Source organism: Burkholderia sp. BCC0419 (assembly GCF_902830285.1).
GTDB lineage: Bacteria > Pseudomonadota > Gammaproteobacteria > Burkholderiales > Burkholderiaceae > Burkholderia.
Map to the genome: position 1 here is coordinate 607,721 of NZ_CADESR010000002.1, position 24,550 is coordinate 632,270.

Here is a 24,550-nt window from a genome sequence, read left to right on the forward strand (position 1 = left end):
GAATGCTGTTGACAGGCAGCTTCTTCCACGGGTTAGGATCACCTGCATGATTCTTGTCTACCGCTACCGGGTGAAATCGCTCAACGGACTGCTCAACAAGCAGAGCCGCGCGGTGAACTACGTCTGGAACTTCTGCAACGACACGCAGAAGCACGCGTTCAAGTGGGGCAAGAAGTGGCCTACAGGATTCGACCTGAACGTGCTGACCACCGGCAGCAGCAAGGAACTCGGCATCCACTCCGGCACGATCAACGCGACGTGCGAGCAATATGCGAAGTCGCGCAGTCAGCACCGTCGGCCCTACCTGCGCTATCGCGGCAGGAAATCTCTGGGCTGGGTGCCGCTGAAGGGCCGTGACCTGAAGCGCGAGGGTGACGCGTTTCGTTTCGCCGGCAACACGTCTCGCGTGTTCAACAGCCGACCGCTTCCCGAAGGCAAGATCAAGGACGGGACCAACTTTGCGCAGGATGCGCGCGGCAACTGGTTTCTCAACATCGTGATCGAGATGCCGGATGTTCTGGCCCGACCTATCCGTTCCGGCGTCGGCATCGATCTCGGCCTGAAAGACTTCGCCACACTTTCGACCGGCGAGAAGCTGCCCAATGACCGGTTCGGTCGGCGAGCGGCGGAAAAGTTGGCGAAAGCGCAGCGAGCACGCAAGCACCTGCGGCATATCGCGAAGCTGCACGCCAAGGTCGCGAATGCCCGTGCCGACTTCCAGTACAAGCTCGCGCTCGATCTGGTGCGGCGCTTCGATTACATCGCGGTTGGCAACGTATCTGCCGTCAAACTTGCCAGAACCAGGATGGCGAAAAGCGTCTACGACGCATCCTGGTCGTCCTTCCGAAACAAGCTCCGCTACAAAGCGATGACGCACGGGGCCACGTTCGAGGAAGTCGACGAAAGCGGTTCGACCCAGTCCTGTTCGGCGTGCGGGTCGCAAGACAGCACGACGCGGCCGAAAGGTATCGCGGGACTGAGAATAAGAGAGTGGACCTGCAGTGACTGTGGTGCCGAGCATGATCGAGATACCAACGCTGCGTTGAACATTCTCCGATGCGGACGTGCATCGCCAGGTGTGGGAATCCTCCGCCTTTAGGCGGAGGAGGACGTCAAGGGTCTATCGTTCAGGAACAGGAAAACGTGAATGGGTCATGCGTCGCCGCGGCGGCGAAGCGCCGGCAACAACCACGACAACGCCGTGACGGCCGTGCCCGACGCAATCGCGAACACCGCCGCGCGCAGCCCGCCGAATGCCTGCGCGCAGCCCAGCACGACGAGCGGGCTGACGAACTGGCCCAGATAGAGCGCGGCCGTGAAACCGCCCAGGCCGCGGCCGCGCATCGCGAGCGACAGCCTGCGCATCAGCGGCAGGATGGCATTGGGCACCAGCATGCCGCCGCCGAAGCCGTGAATCACGACCGCCACGACGATGGCCGGCACCGTATGCGCGCGGGCCAGCAGCGTCAGGCCCGCCGCGAGCAGCGCCAGGAGCACGACGTTGACGAAGCGGCGGCCGAGCGCGTCGCGCAACCACGGCCACGCGATCGAGCCGGCCAGCGTCGACAGCAGGCCGACGCCCGCGACCGCGCCGATCAGCGTCGACGAGCGCTGCCCGATGTCGACCATCAGCTGCGGCATCTGCACCGGCACCACGAACGAGCTGACCATGCCGATGCAGATCAGCCCGTAGCCGACCGCGAGCGTCGGCCCAAGCGTGCCGTCGGCCAGCGGCGTGCCGTTGTCGCCCGGCTCGGCGGGCTGACCGTCGCGCAGCGGTTCCCACAGCACGGTCGCCATCGCCGGCACGAGCAGGATCGGCAACAGGTAGAGATAGAACGGATAGCGCCACGCGTGCTCGCCGGCCGCGCCGCCGAGCACGAAAAACACCGTGCCGACGATACCGATCGTAATGACTTGCCGATTGACGTAGCGCACCCGTTGTTCGCCATGCCAGTAATCGCCGATCAGCGTCGTGCAGCAGGTCATCACGCACGCTTCCGCGGCGCCGAGCGCGAACCGGCAGACGAGGATCGCGGTGAGGCTGTCGAGCCACGCCGGCGCGGCGCCGACGAGCCCGTACACGAGCGTCGCGAGCACCAGCAGCATCTTGCGTCCGACGCGATCGGCCAGCCAGCCGGCGAGCGGCGCGCACAGCGCGATCGCGAGGGCGGGGCCCGTCGCGACGAGCGGGACGAGCGCGGCCAGCCGCGGGTCGGCCGGCACGAATTCGGCCGCGAGTTTCGGCAGGATCGGCGCGATCATGACCGCGCCCATCACGGTGAGGCTGCTGCCGAGCAGCAGCACGGCGCCCTGGCTTGCGCCGGCCTGTCGGGCGGCACGCGTATAGGCAGGCGCGGATTGCGTTGAAGAAAGCGGATTCATCGACAGCTCCCGAAGCGGAACATCAGAACGACAGCGCGGCACGTAGCGCGATCTGGTACCCCTGCGCGCGGTTTTGCGCGCCGAATTCCTTGTAGGCATGCAGCCATACCGCGGGCCTGCCCGGCTCGACGTAGCTGATCGCCGGGCCCAGCGCATTCACGCGCGCGCGGTTTCCGTCGATGTTCGGGCCGTGGTCGTTGCTCAACTGCCGCTCGATGTAACCGCCGAGGCCGGCGGTGAACGGGCCGATGTGCTGGCCGATCGCGAATTCCTGGCGGAACCCGGTGCCGCTGCGATAGTTCGTTGCGTGGTTGGTCGTGTTCTGATCGATCTCGATGCTGGTCGAGATTTCGAATCCGCCGTCGGTGATGTAGGTCGCGCCGATGATCGGCGAGAAGGTCCAGTGGTTGACGCCGGGATTGAAGAGACGGGTGGCGCGATACGCGCCCGTCGGCGCCTGCACCTGCAGTGCGACGTTGACGAACAGGTTCGGCGATGTCCATGCGAGGATCAGCGGCTGGAAGTCCGCATCGCCGATGTTGGTCGGATTGGCGGACATCGCGAGGGTGCCCGCGGGCGTCGGCACGTTCACGTGTCCGTTCAGGTTCAGGAACGGGACGATCGCGCCGAAGCCGACGTTCGCGCCGAACAGTTTCGCGTTCGTCATCCGGATATATGCGGCGCTCCACGACGCGACCGTCAGCGAGAAGTCGGCGTTGCCGCCGTTGCGGATCGTGCGGGTCGAGTAGTACGCGAAGCGTGTGGCGAGCGTGCCGTTCGGCGTGGGCGGCGGTGTGATGCCCGCGCCGAAATCGAATACGCCGAACGGCGTGATCGGGCCGTCGTTTTCGAGCGCCCGGGCGGTATTGCACGCGAGCATGGCCGCCAATGCGCCGATCGCGACGGCGGTGGTGCGTGTGCGGCAGCGCCGCACGCCGTGCGGACGTCTGAGGATTTCCATCGTGCCGTTCCCCGTACAGTTGAAATGTGTACGGAGTCTAGGAACGTCAAAATCCGGGGCGTTATCCGCTTTTGGTAATTATCGTGGCGGGCGTTTGAGCGTGTCGGACGGTAGTTCGCCGAACAGTTCCCGGTAGTGCGACGCGAACCGGCTCAGGTGCCAGAAGCCCCAGCGGCACGCGACGTCGCTGACCGATGCGCTCGAGGGGGAATGCTCGCGCAGTTCGCGACGCACCGCGTTCAGCCGCAGCACGCGCAGGTACCACGCGGGGTGCGTACCGAGGATTTCCTCGAAGCAATACTGCAGTTTGCGCCGGCTCGCGCCGACTTCGCGACACACGTCGAGCACCGTCAGCGGCACACCGGGCCGCGACGCGACGAGTTCGCGCACGCGATCGACCACGCGGCGGCGCGCGGACGGATCGAGCCGGATGGGGTGGCCGGACGCCTCCATCGCGTGCACGAGTTCGACCAGGATGGCGTCGCGCAGCGTCTTGCGCGTTTGCGGCCGCGCGAGCGGGCGCTCCGGCGTGTCGGCCGCCCCGAAGCCGGCCACCAGCAACGATGTCAGCGCGTCATGGCGCGCAGCGGGCACCCGCAGGATGCGGGTTTCGCTCGACGGTACACCGTCGCCGTCTTCGTCCCGATTGCCGAGCCACGCTAGCTGATCCAGTGTGTCGTTGGGCACCGTCAACAGCACGACGTCCTGATGGTCGGGTGTGCGCAGCTCTGGCAGCGAGGTGCCGCCGGAGACGAGCAAGGCCTTGTCGCGCAGCGGCGCGCCGCCGCAGAAGCCGGCGCCGGCGGTTTCCAGCGGGATGCTGAACGACGTCCTGCCGGCGCACTGGTCGCCGCGCTTGAGCAGCGCACGGTTCACGCGTTCGCGCAGCAACTGCATGCCGTCGAAGCGGATTTCGTGCAGCGTGCCATGGAACGGCCCGGGCGACAGTTGATCGAGCCGGATCGACCAGCCGTGCGTGTATTCCGCGTGGGTATCGACATCCTGGCTGGCGAAGCGCCGGATCAACGGCAGCGCGTTAGGCACGGTGTCGACAAGGCATGCGGCGGACGGCTGCGGAGCGGGATGCATGGCGAGTGGGGCGGTGGACGAGTCCGCCGACAATGCGCACACAAATTCCGGTTGGCAATGCGTTTTTACCCGGGGCCGTGGGTGAGGCTCCGCCGCGGACGACGCGTCGGGCACGCATGATCCGGCATGGCGTCCGCACCGACCGCTTTGTGGCGCCCGAAGCCGCAAGGACACGTAAGCGGGAGCGGAACGCCCAACGGGGAATCGACGTGTGGAATCTGCCGACGCGGCTGCCCGCGAGCGCCTGGGAAAAGGTGCGACTCGTGCCGTACTGGACCGAGCGCGCAGGCAGGCAGACCGGCGTGCTCGGCGAAGCCGCTGTTACGCCTACGAACGGCAGGACGGTTCGGGCTATTTTCGCGGCGCGCGCGATGCGGCGCTGACGCTGGAAGCGCGCGTGCTGGCGGCGTCGCTGGCGTGGGTCGCGTTGCGCTCGGCGCGTCCGTGGCGCGCGGCTGGCTATGCGGCGAAGTGGTGGCCGCACTCATGACGGGCGGAGAACGTAAAGCAGGTGTTGAGCTCGAATTCGGTCAGTTCATGCGGGAAATGCCGCATGCCGAGATACGCCAGCCGCCAGTGGTCCATCGCCCGCGCTTTCGCGCGAAAAACGGACTGTGCAGCCTAGCGGAAAAAATCCGCGAAGCAATCGGCAATGCGGTGAGCTCAGTCTATGGGAAATCGAATCCGCAGTCGAAAGTCGGCGCTGGGAAGAAATTCAGACCCGTCCGATTTCCATCAAGTCCTGTCTTTTATACACTCAAAACGATCTGCAATGTGACGTGCAACTGTGCTCAGTAAGGCAAACGTTTGCGCTCGACTCAACTGCAGTGGATGTGCGAATAAAGGAAAACAATGAGCAGCTGCAGTCGGCACGGCCAAAGAGCAGGGGGCATATCACGGGAATCCAACCGCGAGGTCGGGCGCCGTCGGCGCGCTGCGCGCAATGCCTTGAACGCACTTTCGTGTCTACTCGCAATCACGGTGGCGGCGACCGCAGACGCGTCGGGTCTGGAGAATCTAGCCAGCGAAGCGCTCGCTCAAGATGCCGCGTACAGGAGCGCAGAGGCCAGTTGGCGTGCGGGCATCGAAAAAGCGCCTCAAGGGCGGGCGGGACTCCTGCCGCAAGTTGGCATCCAGCAGGTGATCTATCGCAATGGTGTGCGGATTCCAGGGCAAACCATACCCGGCTATTCGACCAACGGTTTCACCCTGACGCTGAACCAGCCTCTCTTCAATTGGGCTGCTTGGGAAAACTGGCAGCAAGGCCAACTCTTTGCGATGGATGCCGATCTTGCGTTGGCGCAAGCGAAGCAGGACTTGCTCCTTCGCGTTGCCCAGGCCTATCTGGCCGCGCTGAATGCACAGGACGACCTCGCGCTCGCGATCGGCCACCGCAAGGCCGTCGCGGAACAACTGGCGCTTGCAAGACGCCGCTTCGCGCTGGGCGATGCGACCATCGTGGATACGAACGAGGCAGTGGCCGGCTTTGATGCCGCGCGAGCCGATGAAGTCGCCGCGCAAACGCAACGCGATACCAGCTACGCGGCGCTCCAGAAGATTGTCGGCCATCCTGTCGACGGAGTAGACGGATGGCGCGACGATGCGCGTCTTCCGCCCGTGTCGCCCGCAGACCTGCAACAGTGGATGGACACGGCCGCCACCGCGGATTACGGAGTGCGTCGAAAAATGATCGCGATCCAGCTCGCCAACCGCGAGCGAAGCAAGGCGCGCGCCGGTGACTTTCCCACCGTCTCGCTGGTCGGCAACGCCAGCAACGGCAACGCGGCGTTTATCAACGGGCAGACGAACTTCTACACGGGCGCGAGCCGGGGCAGCTCCGGCTATGTCGGCATTCAGATCTCGTTGCCGCTGACCGACGGCCTGATGACCCGCAGCAAGATTCGCGAAGCGCTCGCACTGGAGGATAAGGCCCGAGAAGATCTGGACGACGCCCAGCGCAGCGCCCGGCTCACGGCCCACGACGCGTATTTAGGCGTTACGCGGGGACTGGCGCAGACCGATGCGCTGGCGAGCGCAGTGCGGTCAGCCACGGTCGCGTTGCGGTCGAATCAGACCGGCTACCGGGTCGGCGTTCGTGTGAATGCTGACGTGCTCGACGCAGGCGACAAGCTCTACCGGGCCCAGCGCGATTTCGCGCGTGCCCGTACGGAAACGCTCGCCCAAGCGCTGAAGCTGAAAGCGAGCACCGCCGACCTCGGCGAGGCCGACCTTGCGGCACTCGATACGATGCTGGTCGAGCACACGCCTGCCCTCACTCCGGGCTCCGGCGCATCGGGAGGACACTGATGTATCAACTCATCAGGCGCCATCTGGTGATCGCGGCCGCATTCGGTATCGCGTCGAATCTGCTGCTACTGACGCCGACCATCTACCTGCTTCAGGTCTACGACCGCGTGCTGCCGAGCCAGAGCATTCAAACGCTGCTGATGTTGATGGCCTTCATGGCGATCGCACTTGGGATGAACATCGGCGTCGATATTGCCCGCAGCCGGATCTTGTCGGACCTGGGTGTGCGAATCGGCAACCGGCTCGAGCGACTCGCGTTGCAGGCGCAAATTTCCGCTCACGCTTATCGGCTGCCGTCACGCGCGCTCGCGAGTCAGGGTGACATCAATACGCTGCGGGCGTTTCTCGCAGGGTCCGGCGTGATTGCGTTTTTCGATGCGCCTTGGCTGGTAGTCTACGTAGTCGTCATCGGCCTCTTTCATTGGTCTTTGGCACTGATTGCGGTGCTCAGCGCACTGCTGTTGGTGAGTGTCGCGCTGGTCAATGATCGGCTCACGCGCAAGGGGATCGAGTCTTACCTCACGCAGCAGAGGGAGGGTGATGTGTTCTACCAGCACCTCATCCGTAATGCCGAAGTCATGACTGTACTCGGCATGACGGAAAACCTAGTGGGCGCCTGGGATGTGCGCAAGCGCGACTACATCGCCGCGCAACGCGACGTGTCGGATCGCAGCGCGTTCTATCGCGACTTGACCAAGGGACTGCGGCAGGCGATCCAGGTGATCATGATGGCCGCCGGCGCGTGGCTCGTGATAGCGGGCCACGCGACGCCGGGCGTGATGCTGGCCACGACCATCCTGCTCGGCAAGGCGTTGGCGCCGATCGAACAGTTGCTTGGCAACTGGAGGCAGGCCGGCGAACTGCGCGAGGCGTGGCCTCGTCTGGAGGCACTGCTGGTCGCTCAGACCGAGGCTGAACCGATCGCGTTGCCACCGCCAACCGGTGAAATCCGGGCCGAGCAGATCGCGTTCAGCGTGCCGTCGCGAACGCCCGGTCTGGGACGGCTGCTGCTGCGCGGCATCAATTTTACGCTGGCCGCGGGCCAGACGCTCGTGATCACGGGGCCCAGCGCATCCGGCAAATCGACGTTGCTGCGGGTCATCGCGGGGCTCTGGCGTCCACAGGCAGGTGCGGTGAGGTTGGACGGCGCCGACATAACGCAGTGGCCACGATCGTCCCTGGGCCGGTATCTCGGGTACGTACCGCAGGACGTCGAGCTGTTCGCAGGCACCGTCGCGGAAAACATTGGCCGGACCGCGAAGCCGCTCCCGCTCGATTCGGCCACGATCGTGCGCGCGGCGCAGCGCGCGGAGGTTCACGAGATGATCTTGAATCTCCCCGATGGATACGAGACGCTGATCGGTGACGCGGGAGAGCTGTTGTCCGGCGGCCAGCGCCAACGCATCGCCCTCGCGCGTGCTTTGTACGGAGAGCCTGCCGTGTTGCTGCTGGACGAACCCAACGCGAGTCTCGACACCTTGGGCGAAGTGGTGCTCGACCGCGTTCTGCGCCAACTGAGGGCTGATGGAATGACCATCATCGCCGTCACCCACCGGCCGTCACTGCTCGCGCTGGCAGACCAAATCTTGCGGCTGAAGGATGGGCGAATGGAACAGCTTGAAACGCCGCCCAGACCCGAGAGGGCCGACCGCGGTTCGCACTCAGGCAATGGGCCGCCCGAGGAAACAAGCGGCTTGCCACCGGATATCGATCTCGCTGCGCTGCAGGTGAGCCGGTCCGCGCTGCAGGCGGCCAAAGTGCCGACGCTTGAACTAGCGACGGATGGCAACCGATGAGAAGGATCCTGTCGTTGCGTCGAGTGAGCGAAGCCGTGAAGCGATGGTGGCCGGATTCCGCGGCATCCGAGGACAGCGGGCTGTCGCTGCCGCGCCGGTTGATCGGCGTCAGCGTTGCCGGTGTTGTTGTCGGTCTGAGTTTGATGTGGGTATGGGGCGCGCTCGCGCCGATTTCCGGTGCCGTCGTCGCGGAAGGTTCGGTGCGCACTGAAGGCGAACGCAAAACGGTGCAGCATCTGGAAGGTGGGATCGTGAAAGAAATTCTGGTCCGGGATGGCGATCGCGTGAAGGCCGACCAAGTACTGGTGGTGCTCGACAACGTGAGCCCGGCGGCCGAATTGTCTGCGTTGCAGGCGCAATCCGACGCGGAACAAGCGAAGATTGCGCGACTGTTGGCCGAGCGTGAGCTGAAGGAAACGCTGGCGTTCCCGGCTGCGCTCGAACAACAGCGCGACGATCCGCGCATTGCTGAATTGCTGGCGCGCGAGTCCTCGCTGTTCATCGCACGCAGGCGTGCGTTCATCGACCAGAGCGCGATGCTGCGCACCGAACTGGCGCAGACCCGTCAGGAAATCGCTATCAGTTCGCAGTTGATTCAGACGATGAACCGCAGCTATGACATGGCACGCCAGCAGCGTCGGACGAACGAAACATTGCAGCAGGAGGGCTTCGTTGCCGAAACGAAGGTGCTCGATTTGCAGCGCACGGAGGCCGACGCACTCTCGCGCGTCCAGTCCAGCGCCGCCGATCTGAGCCGCGCGAAACAGCGGCAGACCGATCTCGAACTTCGCATCGCCGCGCTGCGTCACGACTACGTGAAGGCGGCCGACGACGAGCTGAAGGAAGCCGCCACACGCGCAATCCAGATCGGTGAGCGGCTTCGTCCGGTCCGCGATCAGTCTGCCCGGACCCGCGTGACCGCACCCGTTGCAGGCGTGATCGTTGGCTTGAAGGTGCATACGATCGGCGCGGTGATCGCGCCTCGTGAGCCGATCGTCGACGTCGTCCCGGCAAATGCTCCGCTGATCGTGGAAGCGAACATCCGGCCGGACGACGTGCGCGAGATAGCGCCGGGAAGCCATGCTGACGTTCGATTGACGGCCTACAACTCGCGCACCACGCCGATGCTCGACGGCAAGGTCACTTACATTTCGGCTGACGCGCTGACCGACAGCGATAAGCGCACGCGTTTCTACGTGGTACGGGTTGAGGTGCCGGCGCAGGCACTGGAGAAGGCCAACCGTCTCGCCAAGGAGCCGGTCGCGCTCGGGCCTGGGCTCCGGACCGAGGTGTACATCCGCACGCATTCGCGCTCGGCCTTCGATTATCTGCTCGAGCCGGTCAGGGACGGGATTCGTAAATCCATGCGGGATTAGTTTTGCAGCGCTATGCAAGAAAGTACACTTTGTATTTTCCGCACCACAATCTAAATTTCATCGGTTTGGAAAAAGTTTTTTACGAGCTTGGGGGCATTAAATCAACTCCATAACGTGGTTGTTAAACGCAGTTTCTGGGAGGGTAAAACTGATGAAAGCCGTTACAGCCGCTGCGGTGGCAACCGCCACCGTGGCAAGCAACATAAGTTATGCGCAGCCGGTGCCAGCGTCCGACTTGCCGGACGCGTTGCCGGGAAGTCTGCGTTATGCACAACCTGATGACGTACCGCAAATGGCTCCTGCGTTGACCAGCCGTCTGAATTCCGCGCAACGAGCAGGTTCACCGACCAATCAGTCCGTTTCTCCGCAAGGTGGAAAAGAGGTGGCGCAGATGATCTCCAAACCGAAAACTCCTGTTGAGTTTGTTCAGAATCTCAAGGCCATTTTTGACGGCGACCTTCTGCTGCAAGATGTGTTCTACACCGAGGCCAATCTGAAAGATATTTTCAGCCTCGAAAACGTCAGCATAATCGAAAGCAGTAGTGATTCCGAACAACAACTTTCGATATCTGGGAGCGTGTCAAATTCGATATTTCCTAGAATTAAGACATCTGAATTTTTTGGGGGATCAGTGGCCGGTGCTGGATTCGTGGGCGGAAAGACGATTCACGAGTCAGGCGTAGTCACTGCAGCCTTGAACTTTGGAATGTACGAAGGCGGCCCAGATTTTGATGCTACGGTGAAAATTTTCGCGAATAAATTTGTACGTCTCCCGCCCGAGCCTTTCCCTCATGGTGGTCCAGGCGCGCCCACCGCACCTCATGGTAGCGAAACATGGAGGTATCAGCAGATAGACGGTCAATATGAGAAGACTATTACTGCCGGGTTCAATTCGACTGGCAAGCTTTCCAATATTCTTATTGAAACAAAGAAGAATTAAGGGGCTGGGCAATAAAAATGAAAATTACTCTTGAGCAAGATGCTCTTAAGAAGCTGGCCGACTTTTTTGGATTGAACTCGTCCTCATATAATTCAGTCATCGCTGCGGCAGAAAAATCCTCGTTCCTCGCCGGCGAATTGAATGCTTTTGGTAAATTGGAGGGATGGAAATTCGCGCTCGGAGAAAAAGGTAAAGGGGTTTACACCAATCCGAAAGATAAAGTCATTGCCTTCGATCCTACATGGAGCGAACCGGCAAATATTTTTGCTACCACACTGGCTCACGAACTTGGGCACGCGCTGCTGCCAGGCGGGATGGGCGGTTCGCTTGCGCTGAATCCCGATCAGGCCGTTGCCAATGGCTTGACGAACGAAGGGGTGGCGCTGCTTTCCGAATACATCGTTGCAATCCAGTTGGGCCTAACTGGTGGCGCGACCGGTCACATGCATTCGGACTTATCCGACAGTCGTCTGACGCTGCAACTGAATAAACTGGCGGGGTCGGCCGGTATCGACGTCAAAAATGTAACGTGGGGATCCGCTGCCGCTCAGACGCTCGCAAATCCCGGCACGGCGTTTGTCGACGCCGCAGGTAAATACTACGGCACGCTCCCGCCGTCCATTGCCAAATATCTGACCTACACCCAATATTACGCGGACTGGTGGATTCTCCAGCATTCCGGCATGGATCCGAATCTCGTCGACTGGCAGAAAGTCCAGGGCGACATGATCAAGTACACCAACTTCACCGTTGATGGCCAGTCGGTATTCACGATTGATACGAAGGGCATTCCACTGCTGAACGGCGGATGGGCGATGGTGAAGGGCGACGTTTCGTTGAAGGGTGCCGTCACGACTTCCCTGTTCGGTCCCAACGGCCAGATCCAGGAACAAGCGAAGTTCGACTACTCGGGGTTCAAACTGCAGGACGTGTTTTTTGGTAAGGACGGTAAGGTAACGCAGAAATACGATTTTAAGTTCGATAACAGCTACACGAAGTATGACTTCAGCGCCGACGGTTCGCAGACCGCGACGTTGTACGGTGTGAACGGAAAGATCACCGAATACGCGAAGTTCAACACCGCTGGCTTCAAGACGCTCGACATCTTCTACGGTGCTGATGGCAAGGCCACGCAGCAATACAACTTCAACATCGACAAGAGCTATACGAAGTACGACTTTGCTGCCGATGGTTCCCAGACCGCGACGCTGTATGGCACGACCGGCCAGATGACCGAGTACGCGAAGTTCAATGCCAACGGCTTCAAGACACTGGACATCTTCTACGGTGCGAATGGCAAGGCTATTCAGGAGTTCGACTTCAGGCTCGACAAGAGCTACACGAAGTATGACTTCGCCGCCGATGGCTCGCAAACTGCGACGCTGTACGGAACGACCGGTCAGATCACCGAGTACGCGAAGTTCAATGTCAATGGCCTCAAGACGCTGGACATCTTCTATGGTGTCGACGGCAAGGCGACACAGCAGTACAACTTCAACCTCGACAAGAGCTACACGAAGTATGACTATGCTGCCGACGGCTCGCAGACCGCGACGCTGTATGGCACGAGCGGCCAGATGACCGAGTACGCGAAGTTCAATGCCAACGGTTTCAAGACGCTGGACATCTTCTACGGTGCGAATGGCAAGGCTATTCAGGAGTTTGACTTCAGGCTCGACAAGAGCTACACGAAGTATGACTTCGCCGCCGATGGCTCGCAGACCGCGACGCTGTACGGCACGACTGGCCAGATCACCGAGTACGCGAAGTTCGACGCAAGCGGCTTCAAGACGCTCGACATCTTCTACGGCGCCAATGGCAACGCGACGCAACAGTACAACTTCAACCTCGACAAGAGCTACACGAAGTACGACTACAGCGCCGACGGCTCGCAGACCGCAACGCTTTTCGGCGTTAATGGTCAAGTAACGGAGTATGCAAAGTTCAACGCCAATGGCGTCAAGACGCAGGATATCTTTTTTGGTGCGGACGGCAAGGCCACCAAGCAGCTTGACTTCAAGCTCGACGGCAGCTATGCCTCCCACGTCTTTAACAGCGACGGCTCCCAGTTCGCTGCGCTGTTCGGTGCCAATGGCCAGATGACCGAATACGCGACCTTCAATGGCAGCGGGTTCAAGACAAAGGACATCTTTTACTCGAACGGACAGGCGACGCACCTTTACGACTTCGCGGTCGATAATAGCTTTATCGCGCATACGTTCACTGGGAACCAAGAGATGGTCGCACTTTTTGGTGTCAACCACATCATCTACGATTACTACCAGTACTCGTCAGGAAAGCTCTTTGAGCGTGATTTATTTGACGGTCTTGGGCGTCAGATCGAGGCCGATTGCTTTAACACATCAACAGGATTCCTCACCGGATTCTCAAAATTTTCATACAACAGTGATGGGACATACAACGCCAACAACTATGATTCTTCGGGGCATTTGACGGCGAGTTCCAAATATACGGGTGATGGACACTTGATTCAAAACAATGCCATCTATATTCCCGGCGGTAGCGGATTTCCCTCTGCCCAATTGATCTGGGGTTTCCAGGTCTGATTGGTTCAACGCCCGAGCAGCAGACTTCTCTGTACGGGGAAGCCTGCTGCGTCCGCCGACTCGGGACAGTCCAGTTTGATGTATCCGGATCGGTAGGCATGATTTGACGGCTAGTGGCAAAGGAGCCTGTGTACTCTCGTTTGTCGGGGGCCCGTTTTTGAAGAGCGCACGTCAGATGCGGCTCGATCTTGTCGCTCCCCATAGATTTTTCCATGACTGCTCGGTCAGGAAGTAGCTGATTTTATTGATCATTGTTTTTTGGGGGAGCGCTAGCCCTTGTCCCAGCTAGATCGGCCTACACCGGCAAACTGCGTCGAAATCAAGGGGGCCTCTGTGTGCGCGGACGACCCGGCGTCCCCCGATCACTCGAGCCCGCCCTGGCACAGGTACTTGATCGACAGATAATCATCGAGCCCATAGCGCGAGCCTTCGCGACCATAGCCCGATTCCTTCACGCCGCCGAACGGCGCGGCCTCGCTCGCGAGCGCGCCTTCGTTGATCCCGACGATGCCCGTTTCGAGCCGTGCCGACACGCGCGCGATGCGCCGCACGTCCTGCGTGTAGAAATACGCGGCGAGCCCGAACGGCGTGTCGTTCGCGGCGTCGACGGCGTCGTCCTCGGACTCGAAGCGAAACAGCGCGGCGACCGGGCCGAAGGTTTCCTCGCAGGTGAGCTGCATGTCGGCGCTGGCGTCGGCAAGCACCGTCGGCGCGTAATAGTTCGCACCGAGCTCGGTCAGTCGCTTGCCGCCCGTCAGCACGCGCGCGCCGCGTTCAACGGCATCGCCGACGTGGCGCGCGATCTTGTCGACCGCACGCGCGTTGATCATCGGGCCGATCTGCGCGGCCGGGTCGGTCGCCGGCGCGACCTTCAGCGCGGCGACGCGCGCCGCGAGCTTCGCGGCGAACGCATCGTAGACGCCGGCCTGCACGTACACGCGATTCGGCGACACGCAGGTCTGCCCGCCGTTGCGGAACTTGGCGGCCATCAGCCCGTCGACCGCGGCATCGAGCTCGGCGTCGTCGAACACGATGAACGGCGCATTGCCGCCGAGCTCCAGCGACAGCTTCTTCAACGTCGCCGCCGATTCGCGTGCGAGCAGCTTGCCGACGGGCGTCGAGCCGGTGAACGTGATCTTGCGCACGCGGCCGTCGGCGAGCCAGTCGGCCGCGGCGTCGATGCCGCGTTCGCGCGACGCGGTGATCAGGTTCAGCACGCCGGCCGGCACGCCGGCTTCCAGCGCGAGAAACGCGAGCGCGAGCGCGGTCAGCGGCGTGTCCTCCGCCGGTTTCGCAACGACCGTACAGCCGGCCGCGAGGGCAGGCGCGATCTTGCGCGCGATCATCGCGAGCGGGAAATTCCACGGCGTGATCGCGGCGACGATGCCGATCGGCTCCTTCACCGCACTGAGCCGCTTGCCGCGCTGCTGCTGCGGGATCAGGTCGCCGTACGTGCGGGTCGCTTCCTCGGCGAACCACAGCACGTACGACGCGCCGTAGGCGACTTCGCCGCGCGCTTCGGCAAGCGGCTTGCCCTGTTCGCGCGACATCAGCTTCGCGAGATCGTCGGTGTGCGCGACGATCGCCGCATGCCATGCACGCAGGATCGCGGCGCGTTCGCGCGCGGGCGTCGCACGCCATGCGGGCAGCGCGCGGGCTGCTGCGTCGGTCGCCGCGCGTGCGTCGGCGGCGCCGCTGTCGGGTGCGTGGGCAACGGTCTCGAGCGTGGCCGGATCGGTGACGGTGAAGCGGCGGCCGTCGAGCGCATCGCGCCAGACGCCGTCGATCAGGTTGGCGGTGCGAACGAGTTCGGTTCGGGACAGCGTAAGCGGCATGACAGGTCCTTGAATGAAGCGGTTCGACGACAACGACAACGACGGCGGAGCGGGCGTGCGACGACCCCACGCGGACAGCGGGCTGCCGCGTTACAGGATGTCGCGCCGGGTGTCAGTGACGTTCGCCGAACAGCGATTCGAGCGGGTAGTGCCGTTTGACGAACGGCGACTTGATGATCACGTAACTGAAATATTTCTCGATGCCGATGTTCTGCTCGAGCAGCCCTTCGACGATCGTCTGGTAATGGCTCACGCTGCGCGTGATGAACTTCAGCAGATAGTCGTAGCCGCCGCTCGCGAGGTGGCATTCGACGATCTCGTCGACGTTGCGGATCGCCGCGACGAAGCGGTCGAAATCCTCGCGCCGGTGGTCGGCCAGCGTGACCTCGGTAAACACGACCTGCACGTCGCCGAGTTTCTCGAGCTGGATGTGCGCGCCGTAGCCGCCGATGTAGCCGGCCTTCTCGAGCCGCTTCACGCGGATCAGGCATGGACTGGGCGACAGCCCGACCGCATCGGCCAGCTCGACGTTGGTCATGCGGCCGCGCTTCTGCAATTGGGAGAGGATGCGCAGGTCGATGCGATCCAGCTTGCTGTCCGTCATGTTCACGTGAGAGGGCAAAAATGGAATGTCCGGTTACTTTAGAGTCGAACGATGGCGGCCACAAGCCCGGCTTTCCCTTGGCCTGTCAGGCCGGCTGCGCGTGCGCGGCGTCGAGCGCGCGCTGCACGCCCGCGTCGGCCAGCACGTCGTCGAGCGTCTTGCGCACGCGTTCGAACAGCAGGTCGAACTCGCCCGCGGTGAAACTCAGCGCCGGCGCGAAGCCGAGCACGCCGTCGCCGAACGCGCGGAACACCACGCCGTTCGCGTACGCGGCGGCCGCGATCTTGTCCGGCACGTTCAGCGCCGTGTCGAAGCGCGTCTTGTGCGCCTTGTCGGCGACCAGTTCGAGCGCGCCGAGCAGGCCGACCGAGCGTGCGTCGCCGACGAGCGGATGCGCGCGCAGCGCGTCGAGCCCCGCGGCGAAGCGCGGCGCCAGCGCCTGGCCGTTCGCGAGCAGCCCGCCTTCGTGATAGAGCTTCAGCACCTCGAGGCCGATCGCCGCGCTCACCGGGTGCGCGGAATACGTATGGCCGTGGCCGACCACGGGCGAGTCGGCGCGGTCGCCCGCGATTCCTTCATAGATTTCGTCGGACATCAGCACCGCGCCCATCGGCGCATAGCCGGCGGTCAGGCCCTTCGCGACGGTCATCAGGTCCGGATCGACCTGCTCGGCCTCGCATGCGAACAGCGGGCCCGTGCGGCCGAAGCCGGTGATCACCTCGTCGGCGACGAACAGGATGCCGAGGCGCCGGCACGCGTCGCGCATCGCCTTCAGCCAGCCGGCCGGCGGCACGATCACGCCGCCGGAACCTTGCACCGGCTCGCAGAAGAATGCGGCGACGTTGTCCGCGCCGAGTTCGGCGACCTTCGCTTCGAGTGCTGCGACCGATGCGGCGATCAGCGCCTGCGGATCGTCGCCGAGCGGATGGCGGTACGGGTAGGGCGACGGAATATGGTGCTGGTCCGCGCGCGGCAGGTCGAAATGACGGTGGAACGCGGGCAGCGCGGTGAGGCCGGCGCCGATCGACGACGAGCCGTGATAGCCGCGTTCGAGCGCGATCATCTGCTTCTTGGTCGGGCGGCCGGTCGCGTTGAAATAGTGGGTGATGAAACGGATCGCGGAATCGACCGCGTCCGAGCCGCCGAGCGTGAAGTACACGCGGTTCAGCGACGGCGGCGCGAGCGCGGCGAGCCGTTCGGCGAGTTCGATCGCCGGCTGCGAGCCGAAATGGAAATAACCGGTCGCGTAGGGCAGCTTGGCCATCTGGTCGGCGGCGGCTTTCACGATGCTGTCGCGGCCGTAGCCGACATTCACGCACCACAGGCCCGAGAACGCATCGAGCAGCGTGTGGCCCGCGGCGTCGCGCAGGAACACGCCGTCCGCGGATTCCAGCACGGTGACGCCGCGCGCCTCGTGCGCACGGTAGTTGACGACGGGGTGGATCAGGTGTTGACGATCGGCTTCGATCAGCGCGGCTTGGTTCATGGGAAGGCGGGACTCTCGTCAGGTGTCAGCGGTGAGTTCATGCTACCGGGCGAGAATTCCGCATGCGCCTTCAATTTGCGGCCCGAAACGTATGCGCGCGGTGTTTGTACGGGGCGCTTCGGCATTTTCTGCTGCGCGCCCGGCAGGCGTGGCCGGGCGTACATCAGTAGCCGCGCGTGCGATCGACGACGCCGATCATCGGCTGGCCCGCGCGATGGCGCGCGAGGTTCGCGAGCACCGCGTCGACCGCGGTGTCGGGCCGCGTCGCGCTGGCGATGTGCGGCGTGATGCGAATGCGCGGATGCGTCCAGAACGGATGGCCGGCCGGCAGCGGTTCGGGATCCGTCACGTCGAGGATCGCGCTGTCGACGCGGCCGCTCGCGAGCGCCGCGAGCAGCGCCGCCGCATCGAGCTGCGGGCCGCGCCCGACCTGCACGAGCGACGCGCCGGCCGGCAGCGCGTCGAACACGCGCGCGCCGAGCAGGCCGCGCGTGCTGTCGGTCAGCGGCAGCAGGCAAATCAGGATGTCGGTGCGGGCGAGGAACGCGTCGAGCGCCGCGTCGCCTGCATAACAGTCGACGCCGTCGAGCGTGCGCGGCGTGCGGCTCCAGCCGGCGCACGGGAAACCGAAGCGCCGCAGCGTGTCGAGCACCGCCTGGCCGAGCGTGCCGAGCCCGAGCACGCCGACGCGCCGCGACGCGGCCGCGCGCACGGGATGCTCGCGCCACACCTGGTCGCGCTGTTGCACCGCATAGTCGAACAGGTCGCGATGGATCGTCAGCACGGCCTGCGTCACGTATTCGATCATCCCTTCGACGATGCCCGGCTCGATCATCCGCACGACGGGGATGTGCGACGGCACGCGCGACAGGTCGAACTGGTCGATGCCGGCGCCGACCGAGAACACGACTTCGAGATTCGGCAGCAGCGCGACCGGATCGTCCGGCGGCTGCCATGCGGCGAGATAGCGGACGGCTTCGGCGTCGCCGAGGTCCGGCCAGATCCGGAACGGCAGATCGGGCGCCTGTTGCGCGAAGCGCGCCGCCCACTGCGCGCCGCGCACCGGGTCGGCCTTATAGAGAAAGCTCATCGTGCGCCCCGCTCAACCGAGCGCCTGGTTCACGATCGCGAACGCGCGCAGTTCCGGGTCGCGCGCCGGCGCCGCACCGCGCGCCATCGCGACGACGGTGTCGACGCGCGGCAGCCCGAGCCCTTGCAGCCAGTCGGACAGCCCGCTGTCGCCCGGCACGTCGAGCCGCACGAACATGCCCTCGTTCAGCGCGAGCCAGTGGCTGATCAGCGCTTGCGCGCGCAGCGCATCGGGTGCGACCACCGGGCCGATTACGTGGCCGCGGCCGAACCGGCGGAACAGCGCGAAGCCGAGCAGCTCGCCGTCACGGTCGAGCGCGATCCCGTTCGCGACGTCGAGCAGCGCCTCGATCACCGCGCCGCGTTCGTAGCCGGTCGCGCGCGACGCGAGCGCGGCGAGGCGCGGCCCGTCGTTGGTGCCGAGCGGGCGCAGGCGCTCGCCCGGCGGCAGCGAGATCAGCGGCGGCTGGAACGCCGCGCCCTGGTGCTGGTCGATCGTGCCGATTGCTTCGAATCCGAACTTCGCGTACAGCGGTTCGCCGGACGGCGTCGCATGCAGGAACACGGTCCGCGTGCCGAGGCTGTCGACCACGCGGGTCATCAGTTCGCGACCGATGCCGCAGCCCTGGCGCTCGGGCGACACGATGACCATGCCGAGGGAGGCATGCGCGTCGTCGAAGCGCCAGCCGAGCGCGGTGCCGACGACGCCGGATTCATCCTCGGCGACGAAGCCGCCGCCGAGCTGGAACGCGAAGCGCCAGTCGTCGAGCCGGTGCGGCCACTTGACGGCTTCCGACAGACGATGCGCGGCCGGCAGGTCGGTTTCGGCGAATGGGCGATAGGTAAGCGTGCGGGAAGAATTGAGGTCGGACACGCCGGACTCCGGATGGGTGGGAATGACATGTCGACTCTGCCAGCGCCCCGGCGGCGCGGATAGGACGATTCGCCTGTTTTCGGGTGGTGACGGCCGCTGGCGCACGATCGATGCAAACCCGCGCGATCGGCGCGCACGAACGCGCGTGCCGTGCCGACGCGGCCGGTCAATCCGACCACTCCTGCTGTGGGAATGCCTCTACGATAAATGCACGGTGGCGCTGCCGCTTGCCGAAGGGCCGCGCCGGCAGGCGAGCCCGCTGCGGTAGCGTGGCGCCCACCGGCCGGCCCTGCTGCGCCGCGCCGCAGATCGTGCTGCATGTGCCGGGCAACACGCGGCGATTCTGCGTTTTGAGTGGCGCCGAACGATGCGCGAACGACTTTTTGCCCTGATTCAATTTCGTTAAACCCAGCCCATCCCCGGCCCTGCCGGGGCTTCACACCGACAGGACCCGACCATGATCCAGTTTGAACCGAAGTACATCACCTTCGACTGCTACGGCACGCTGACCCATTTCCGGATGGCCGAGACGGCGCGCGAAATCTATGCGGACCGGCTGTCGCCGGCCACGATGGAGGCCTTCGTGCGCGCGTTCGCCGCCTATCGGCTCGACGAGGTGCTCGGTGCGTGGAAGCCGTACCGTGACGTGGTCGTCAACTCGGTCCGCCGCACCTGCGCGCGGCTCGGCGTGAAGTTCGACGAAGCCGAGGCCGAGCTTTTCTATCATGCGGTGCCGACGTGGGGCCCGCACCCGGACGTGCCGGCCGGGCTGTCGCGGCTGGCGTCGAAGTACAAGCTGGTGATCCTGTCGAACGCGATGGACGAGCAGATCATGAGCAACGTCGACAAGCTCGGCGCGCCGTTCCATGCGGTGTTCACCGCGCAGCAGGCGCAATCGTACAAGCCGCGGATGCAGGGCTTCGAATACATGTTCGACAAGCTCGGCTGCAAGCCGGAGGACGTGCTGCACGTGTCGTCGAGCCTGCGCTACGACCTGATGACGGCCGAGGATCTCGGGATCAAGCACAAGGCGTTCGTGAACCGCGGCCACGAGCCGGGCACGCCGTTCTACAACTATTACGAAGTGTCGGACATCGGCCAGCTCGCGACGCAGCTCGGGCTGTAAGCCGCCTGCGCCGGCCGATTCGTCGAACGCGCGACGGGCCGCGGCCGCGATGCCGTCGAGGCCCGTCGCGTCGCATTGCGCGTTCGATCAGCGCACGAAACGAGGGTAATTACCGATCGAGTCGTTCAAGGCGGGGGCCGCCCAGGCCGATATATGTACCGAACGGTTAATATTTCGAGGCCCTCGCATGAAGTTGTCCACCAAACTGCTGATGCTCGTCGCCGCGGCGCTGCTCGGTGTCGTCCTGCTCGCCGCGTTGTCGCTGCACACGCTGCGCGACGCGCTGATCGACAGCCGCCGCGAAGAGATCGTCATTCTGCTGACCAAGGCCGAGCATCTGGTCGATTCGTATCGCGCGATGCAGACGAGCGGCACGCTCACGCAGGAGCAGGCGCAGCAGCAGGCCAAGGCCGCGCTGTCGGCGCTCAACGCGAATTCGAAGAGCTACTTCTGGGTCACGACGTCCGACGGCGTCAACCTCGTGCATCCGAACGCGAAATTCATCGGCACGCGCGCGAAAGGCAACCGCACGACCAGCGGCATGACCGACAGCGAGGCGTACCGCGCGGGCATGGCGCAGTCGCATTTCGCGCTCGTCGACGTGCTGATCAAGCGCAGCCCCGACGCGGACCTGGAGCCGAAGCTGCAGGGCGTGGTCGCGATTCCCGACTGGAACTGGTGGATCGGCACGGGATTTTTCTACGACGACATCAATGCGGCGTTTGCCCGGCTCGCGACGGTGCTGGGCGCCATCACGCTCGTCATCGCCGCGGCGCTCGCGGCCATCGCATGGGGCGTGCTGCGCAGCGTCAGGCGTACGCTGGGCGGCGAGCCCGCGCATGCGGCGCGGATTGCGGCCCGCATCGCCGCAGGCGAACTCGACGTGCAGTTCGATACGGCGCACGCCGCGCCCGGCAGCCTGCTCGTCGCGCTCGGCGACATGAAGGCGCGGCTGACCGACACCATCGCCGAAATCCAGACCACGACCCACTCGATCGCCACCGGCACCGGCGAGATCGCGCAAGGCAACCTGGATCTGTCGCAGCGCACGGAGCAGCAGGCCGCGTCGCTGCAGGAAACGGCCGCGAGCATGGAGCAGATCACGTCGACGGTCAAACAGAACGCCGACAACGCACGCCAGGCGAATGCGCTCGTGACCCAGGCGAAGGATGCGACCGAACTCGGCGGCGCCGCCGTGCAGGCGGTCGTCGAAACGATGCGGCAGATTTCGGACGGATCGGTGCGGATCGCGGACATCACCGTCGTGATCGAAAGCATCGCATTCCAGACCAACATTCTCGCGCTCAACGCCGCGGTGGAAGCCGCGCGGGCCGGCGAGGAGGGGCGCGGGTTCGCCGTCGTCGCGTCGGAAGTCCGCTCGCTCGCGCAACGCAGCGCCGCGGCCGCGAAGGACATCAAGGGCTTGATCGACGCGTCGGTCGAGCGGGCCGGCAGCGGCAGCCGGCTGGTCGAGACGGCCGGCGCGCGCATGACGGAGATCGTCCGGTCGATCGACCGGGTGGCCGACATCATGGGCGAGATTTCGGCGGCCTCGGCCGAGCAAAGCACCGGCATCGAACAGATCGGGCTGGCGGTCGCGCAAATGGACGAAGTCACCCAGCAGAACGCCGCGCTCGTCGAGCAGGCTGCTGCCGCCGCCTCCTCGCTGGACGAGCAGGCGGCGCGCCTGCGGGCCGCCGTATCGGTATTCCGGCTCGCCGCGTGACGGCTTCGCGCCGCTCACTGCCAGCCAGCGCATCACCCCGCCTTCTTCGCGCCGCGCCGGCACACTTTCGCCAGCCGCGCGTTGGCCGGCAGCGGCGCATGCAGCGACAGGCGCGGCATCGTCGCGATTTCGGCGACCAGCAGATCCATCAGCTTGCCCGCGCGGCCGTCGACGTCGTACATCGCCGGCATGCCGGTGACGGACGCGTCGCCGCATGGCGTCGCGGTTCCTGACGGCTGCACGGGCCCGGTTTCCGGGCAATCCCGTCATCTTCCCGCCTTCTCGCCAAGCCGCTCCGATGGAGCGGCATTCCTCTGAACTTTCAGACGCGGCGTGCCGTCGCGACCGCCACCGCTGACGCCCGTGCATGCGGCGATCTGCCGCATCGTACCGCTCGCTTCAGCCGTCGTCGGCAGGCGCGCCCGTATTCGACACAAACGTGCGGTTTGCGTGAGCCAAACGCGCGCCGGATGCCGAACGGGCAATTTTGTCGGCGCAATCTGCGGCGGCTGCGGCCTTACGATTTCCTGCATCGACACGGGTTCGGCAGCCGCCGCGACACGCCGCCGGGCACACGGCGACACGGGCGCGCACGCAGCAATTCATGCTGCGCGGGCGGCTCAAAACGGTCGATTCGTATCGTGCGGGCGGCCCGAATCGCGACAACCCGCATTTTGGCGATGCTTAAATGAATTCCATGTGCACGACGTCGCGCCCGCCACCAGCAAGCGGGCGCGGCGCGATTGAACAACCACGCTGGACCCTTGGACCCACTTCCCACAGTCAGGAGCAGTTCGGATGAGCGACGATATCGACAACGGCGGCAAGGGCGGCTTCACGCGCCGCGACATGATGAAGGTCATGGCGGCGAGCGGCATGATGGCCGCCGGCGCCGGCGGACTGCTGATGACCCCCGGCTCTGCATTCGCCGCGCCCGCGCCGAAGCGCGGCGGCAAGATCCGGGTCGCGAACGAAGCCGGCTCGACGGCCGATACGCTCGACCCGGCCAAGGGCTCGACGGGCGCGGACTACACGCGCTTCTTCATGTTCTACAGCGGCCTCACGCAGCTCGATGCGAGCCTCACGCCGCAGATGAACCTCGCCGAGTCGCTGCAGACGACCGATGCGAAGACGTGGATCATCAAGCTGCGCAAGGGCGTCACGTTCCACGACGGCAAGCCCGTCGGCCCGGCCGACGTGGTGTATTCGCTGATGCGCCACAAGAACCCGGCCACCGCGTCGAAGGTGAAGCCGCTCGCCGAACAGTTCGCGGATGCGAAGGCGACCGGCCCCGACGAAGTCACGCTGACGCTCGCCAGCGCGAACGCGGACCTGCCGGTGATCCTCGCGACGCCGCAGCTCGTGATCGTCAAGGACGGCACGACCGATTTCTCGACCGGTATCGGCTGCGGCCCGTACAAGCTGAAGTCGTTCAAGCCGGGCGTGTCGACCGTCGGCGTGCGCAACGACAGCTACTTCAAGCCGGGCAAGCCGTATCTCGACGAGATCGAGCTGATCGGCATCAGCGACAGCGCCGCGCGCCTGAACGCGCTGCTGTCGGGCGACGTGCACCTGATCAACGCGATCGATCCGCGCTCGACGCAGCGGGTCTCGTCGACGCCGGGCTACGCGCTGAAGGAAACCAAGTCGGGCCTCTATACCGACCTGATCATGCGCAGCGACAACCCGATCGTCTCGAGTCCCGATTTCGTCGAAGGGATGAAGTACCTGTTCGATCGCGAGCAGCTCCGCACGGCGGTGTTCCGCGGCTACTCGGTGATCGGCAACGACCAGCCGATTCCGCCGGGGCATCGCTACTTCAACGCGTCGCTGCCGCAGCGGGCGCACGATCCGGACAAGGCGAAGTTCCTGTTCCAGAAGGCGGGCGCGCTGGGCGCCACGTTGCCGCCGATCTATGCGACGTCCGACGCGAACGGGTCGATCGAAATGGCCGTGCTGCTGCAGCAGGCCGGCCAGAAGATCGGGCTGAACCTGCAGGTCAACCGCGCGTCGCCCGACGGCTACTGGTCGAACCACTGGATGAAGCACCCGCTCACGTTCGGCAACATCAACCCGCGTTCGAGCGCCGACGTGCTGTTCACGCAGTTCTTCAAGTCGGATGCGCCGTGGAACGAGTCGGGCTGGAAGAACGCGAAGTTCGACCAGCTGCTGCTCGCCGCGCGTTCGGAAACCGACGACGCGAAGCGCAAGCAGATGTACGGCGACATGCAGGTGATCGTCGCGCAGCAGGGCCGGGTCGGCATTCCGGCGTTCATCAGCTTCCTCGACGGATACGACAAGCGGCTCGCGGGCCTCGGGTCGATCCCGACCGGCGGGATGATGGGCTTCATGTTCGCCGAGAACGTGTGGTGGAACGCATGACGTTGTG

The 24,550-nt window shown here is 64.4% G+C and carries 18 protein-coding genes and 2 pseudogenes; 11 read left to right on the forward strand and 9 right to left on the reverse strand.

The window, feature by feature from the left end; all coding sequences use genetic code 11:
• Nucleotides 1-46: 46 nt before the first annotated feature.
• Nucleotides 47-1,099 carry an RNA-guided endonuclease TnpB family protein gene (locus tag HWW87_RS16175; protein WP_175821136.1) on the forward strand — a complete coding sequence of 351 codons (1,053 nt, stop codon included), beginning with the start codon at nt 47-49 and terminating at the stop codon, nt 1,097-1,099.
• 53 nt (nt 1,100-1,152) lie between these two features.
• Here the strand turns inward: HWW87_RS16175 and HWW87_RS16180 are convergent, their stop codons facing one another.
• The 3 genes from HWW87_RS16180 to HWW87_RS16190 form a co-directional block, all read right to left on the reverse strand.
• Nucleotides 1,153-2,385: an MFS transporter gene (locus tag HWW87_RS16180; protein WP_175821137.1), complete on the reverse strand. Its 1,233-nt coding sequence runs from the start codon at nt 2,383-2,385 to the stop codon at nt 1,153-1,155.
• A gap of 22 nt (nt 2,386-2,407) precedes the next feature.
• Complete coding sequence (locus HWW87_RS16185) at nt 2,408-3,346, reverse strand: transporter (RefSeq protein WP_175821138.1); 939 nt, start codon at nt 3,344-3,346, stop codon at nt 2,408-2,410.
• A gap of 78 nt (nt 3,347-3,424) precedes the next feature.
• Nucleotides 3,425-4,549 carry a helix-turn-helix domain-containing protein gene (locus tag HWW87_RS16190; protein WP_244107254.1) on the reverse strand — a complete coding sequence of 375 codons (1,125 nt, stop codon included), beginning with the start codon at nt 4,547-4,549 and terminating at the stop codon, nt 3,425-3,427.
• 92 nt (nt 4,550-4,641) lie between these two features.
• Between HWW87_RS16190 and HWW87_RS16195 the strand changes: the two are divergent.
• The 7 genes and pseudogenes from HWW87_RS16195 to HWW87_RS16225 form a co-directional block, all read left to right on the forward strand.
• A pseudogene (locus HWW87_RS16195) lies at nt 4,642-4,892 on the forward strand (HD domain-containing phosphohydrolase); the annotation flags it as partial.
• Nucleotides 4,853-5,233, forward strand: coding sequence for a hypothetical protein (locus HWW87_RS16200; protein ID WP_175820731.1), 381 nt, complete (start codon nt 4,853-4,855; stop codon nt 5,231-5,233). The pseudogene HWW87_RS16195 and the gene HWW87_RS16200, both read left to right, overlap by 40 nt.
• 150 nt (nt 5,234-5,383) lie before the next feature.
• Nucleotides 5,384-6,742, forward strand: a complete 1,359-nt coding sequence (locus HWW87_RS16205; protein WP_244107255.1) for a TolC family outer membrane protein — start codon at nt 5,384-5,386, stop codon at nt 6,740-6,742.
• Nucleotides 6,742-8,538: a type I secretion system permease/ATPase gene (locus tag HWW87_RS16210; RefSeq protein ID WP_175821141.1), complete on the forward strand. Its 1,797-nt coding sequence runs from the start codon at nt 6,742-6,744 to the stop codon at nt 8,536-8,538. Before HWW87_RS16205 ends, HWW87_RS16210 begins: the two co-directional genes overlap by 1 nt.
• Nucleotides 8,535-9,914, forward strand: coding sequence for an HlyD family type I secretion periplasmic adaptor subunit (locus HWW87_RS16215; protein WP_175821142.1), 1,380 nt, complete (start codon nt 8,535-8,537; stop codon nt 9,912-9,914). The genes HWW87_RS16210 and HWW87_RS16215 overlap by 4 nt, the downstream gene beginning before the upstream one ends.
• Before the next feature lie 151 nt (nt 9,915-10,065).
• Complete coding sequence (locus HWW87_RS16220; protein ID WP_175821143.1) at nt 10,066-10,854, forward strand: hypothetical protein; 789 nt, start codon at nt 10,066-10,068, stop codon at nt 10,852-10,854.
• Between the two features lie 17 nt (nt 10,855-10,871).
• Nucleotides 10,872-13,421 (forward strand): hypothetical protein, encoded by a 2,550-nt coding sequence (locus HWW87_RS16225; RefSeq protein WP_175821144.1) that lies wholly within the window; start codon nt 10,872-10,874, stop codon nt 13,419-13,421.
• A 362-nt stretch (nt 13,422-13,783) separates the two neighbouring features.
• On the opposite strand, the gene HWW87_RS16230 is transcribed toward HWW87_RS16225, so the two are convergent.
• The 5 genes from HWW87_RS16230 to HWW87_RS16250 all read right to left on the reverse strand — a co-directional run bounded on the left by HWW87_RS16230 (nt 13,784) and on the right by HWW87_RS16250 (nt 19,309).
• Nucleotides 13,784-15,256, reverse strand: coding sequence for an NAD-dependent succinate-semialdehyde dehydrogenase (locus HWW87_RS16230; RefSeq protein WP_175821145.1), 1,473 nt, complete (start codon nt 15,254-15,256; stop codon nt 13,784-13,786).
• 112 nt (nt 15,257-15,368) lie between these two features.
• Nucleotides 15,369-15,860 (reverse strand): winged helix-turn-helix transcriptional regulator, encoded by a 492-nt coding sequence (locus tag HWW87_RS16235; RefSeq protein WP_006749694.1) that lies wholly within the window; start codon nt 15,858-15,860, stop codon nt 15,369-15,371.
• 85 nt (nt 15,861-15,945) lie between these two features.
• A complete protein-coding gene (locus HWW87_RS16240) occupies nt 15,946-17,346 on the reverse strand; it encodes an aspartate aminotransferase family protein (protein ID WP_175821146.1) in 1,401 nt (466 codons plus the stop codon).
• A gap of 163 nt (nt 17,347-17,509) precedes the next feature.
• Nucleotides 17,510-18,436 (reverse strand): glyoxylate/hydroxypyruvate reductase A, encoded by a 927-nt coding sequence (locus tag HWW87_RS16245; RefSeq protein ID WP_175821147.1) that lies wholly within the window; start codon nt 18,434-18,436, stop codon nt 17,510-17,512.
• Between the two features lie 12 nt (nt 18,437-18,448).
• Nucleotides 18,449-19,309 carry a GNAT family N-acetyltransferase gene (locus HWW87_RS16250; protein ID WP_175821148.1) on the reverse strand — a complete coding sequence of 287 codons (861 nt, stop codon included), beginning with the start codon at nt 19,307-19,309 and terminating at the stop codon, nt 18,449-18,451.
• Nucleotides 19,310-19,766: 457 nt separating this feature from the next.
• Between HWW87_RS16250 and HWW87_RS16255 the strand changes: the two genes are divergently transcribed.
• Both HWW87_RS16255 and HWW87_RS16260 read left to right on the forward strand, forming a co-directional pair.
• Entirely contained in the window at nt 19,767-20,435 is a 669-nt protein-coding gene (locus tag HWW87_RS16255; protein ID WP_124637576.1) for a haloacid dehalogenase type II, read from the forward strand.
• Nucleotides 20,436-20,622: 187 nt separating this feature from the next.
• On the forward strand, nt 20,623-22,161 hold the full coding sequence (locus tag HWW87_RS16260; protein ID WP_175821149.1) for a methyl-accepting chemotaxis protein: 1,539 nt from the start codon (nt 20,623-20,625) through the stop codon (nt 22,159-22,161).
• A gap of 56 nt (nt 22,162-22,217) precedes the next feature.
• On the opposite strand, the pseudogene HWW87_RS16265 reads toward HWW87_RS16260, so the two are convergent.
• Nucleotides 22,218-22,352 (reverse strand): annotated as a pseudogene (locus HWW87_RS16265) (AraC family transcriptional regulator); the annotation flags it as partial.
• Nucleotides 22,353-22,959: 607 nt separating this feature from the next.
• On the opposite strand from HWW87_RS16265, the gene HWW87_RS16270 reads away from it, so the two are divergent.
• Nucleotides 22,960-24,543, forward strand: coding sequence for an ABC transporter substrate-binding protein (locus HWW87_RS16270; RefSeq protein ID WP_175821150.1), 1,584 nt, complete (start codon nt 22,960-22,962; stop codon nt 24,541-24,543).
• The last annotated feature ends 7 nt before the right edge of the window (nt 24,544-24,550 follow it).

Excerpts from the sequence above, each read along its gene's own strand:
- HWW87_RS16175 (WP_175821136.1), top strand. The coding sequence starts at position 47 with ATGATTCTTGTCTACCGCTACCGGGTGAAATCGCTCAACGGACTGCTC.
- HWW87_RS16180 (WP_175821137.1), bottom strand. The coding sequence starts at position 2,385 with ATGAATCCGCTTTCTTCAACGCAATCCGCGCCTGCCTATACGCGTGCC.
- HWW87_RS16185 (WP_175821138.1), bottom strand. The coding sequence starts at position 3,346 with ATGGAAATCCTCAGACGTCCGCACGGCGTGCGGCGCTGCCGCACACGC.
- HWW87_RS16210 (WP_175821141.1), top strand. The coding sequence starts at position 6,742 with ATGTATCAACTCATCAGGCGCCATCTGGTGATCGCGGCCGCATTCGGT.
- HWW87_RS16215 (WP_175821142.1), top strand. The coding sequence starts at position 8,535 with ATGAGAAGGATCCTGTCGTTGCGTCGAGTGAGCGAAGCCGTGAAGCGA.
- HWW87_RS16220 (WP_175821143.1), top strand. The coding sequence starts at position 10,066 with ATGAAAGCCGTTACAGCCGCTGCGGTGGCAACCGCCACCGTGGCAAGC.
- HWW87_RS16225 (WP_175821144.1), top strand. The coding sequence starts at position 10,872 with ATGAAAATTACTCTTGAGCAAGATGCTCTTAAGAAGCTGGCCGACTTT.
- HWW87_RS16230 (WP_175821145.1), bottom strand. The coding sequence starts at position 15,256 with ATGCCGCTTACGCTGTCCCGAACCGAACTCGTTCGCACCGCCAACCTG.
- HWW87_RS16235 (WP_006749694.1), bottom strand. The coding sequence starts at position 15,860 with ATGACGGACAGCAAGCTGGATCGCATCGACCTGCGCATCCTCTCCCAA.
- HWW87_RS16240 (WP_175821146.1), bottom strand. The coding sequence starts at position 17,346 with ATGAACCAAGCCGCGCTGATCGAAGCCGATCGTCAACACCTGATCCAC.
- HWW87_RS16245 (WP_175821147.1), bottom strand. The coding sequence starts at position 18,436 with ATGAGCTTTCTCTATAAGGCCGACCCGGTGCGCGGCGCGCAGTGGGCG.
- HWW87_RS16255 (WP_124637576.1), top strand. The coding sequence starts at position 19,767 with ATGATCCAGTTTGAACCGAAGTACATCACCTTCGACTGCTACGGCACG.
- HWW87_RS16260 (WP_175821149.1), top strand. The coding sequence starts at position 20,623 with ATGAAGTTGTCCACCAAACTGCTGATGCTCGTCGCCGCGGCGCTGCTC.
- HWW87_RS16270 (WP_175821150.1), top strand. The coding sequence starts at position 22,960 with ATGAGCGACGATATCGACAACGGCGGCAAGGGCGGCTTCACGCGCCGC.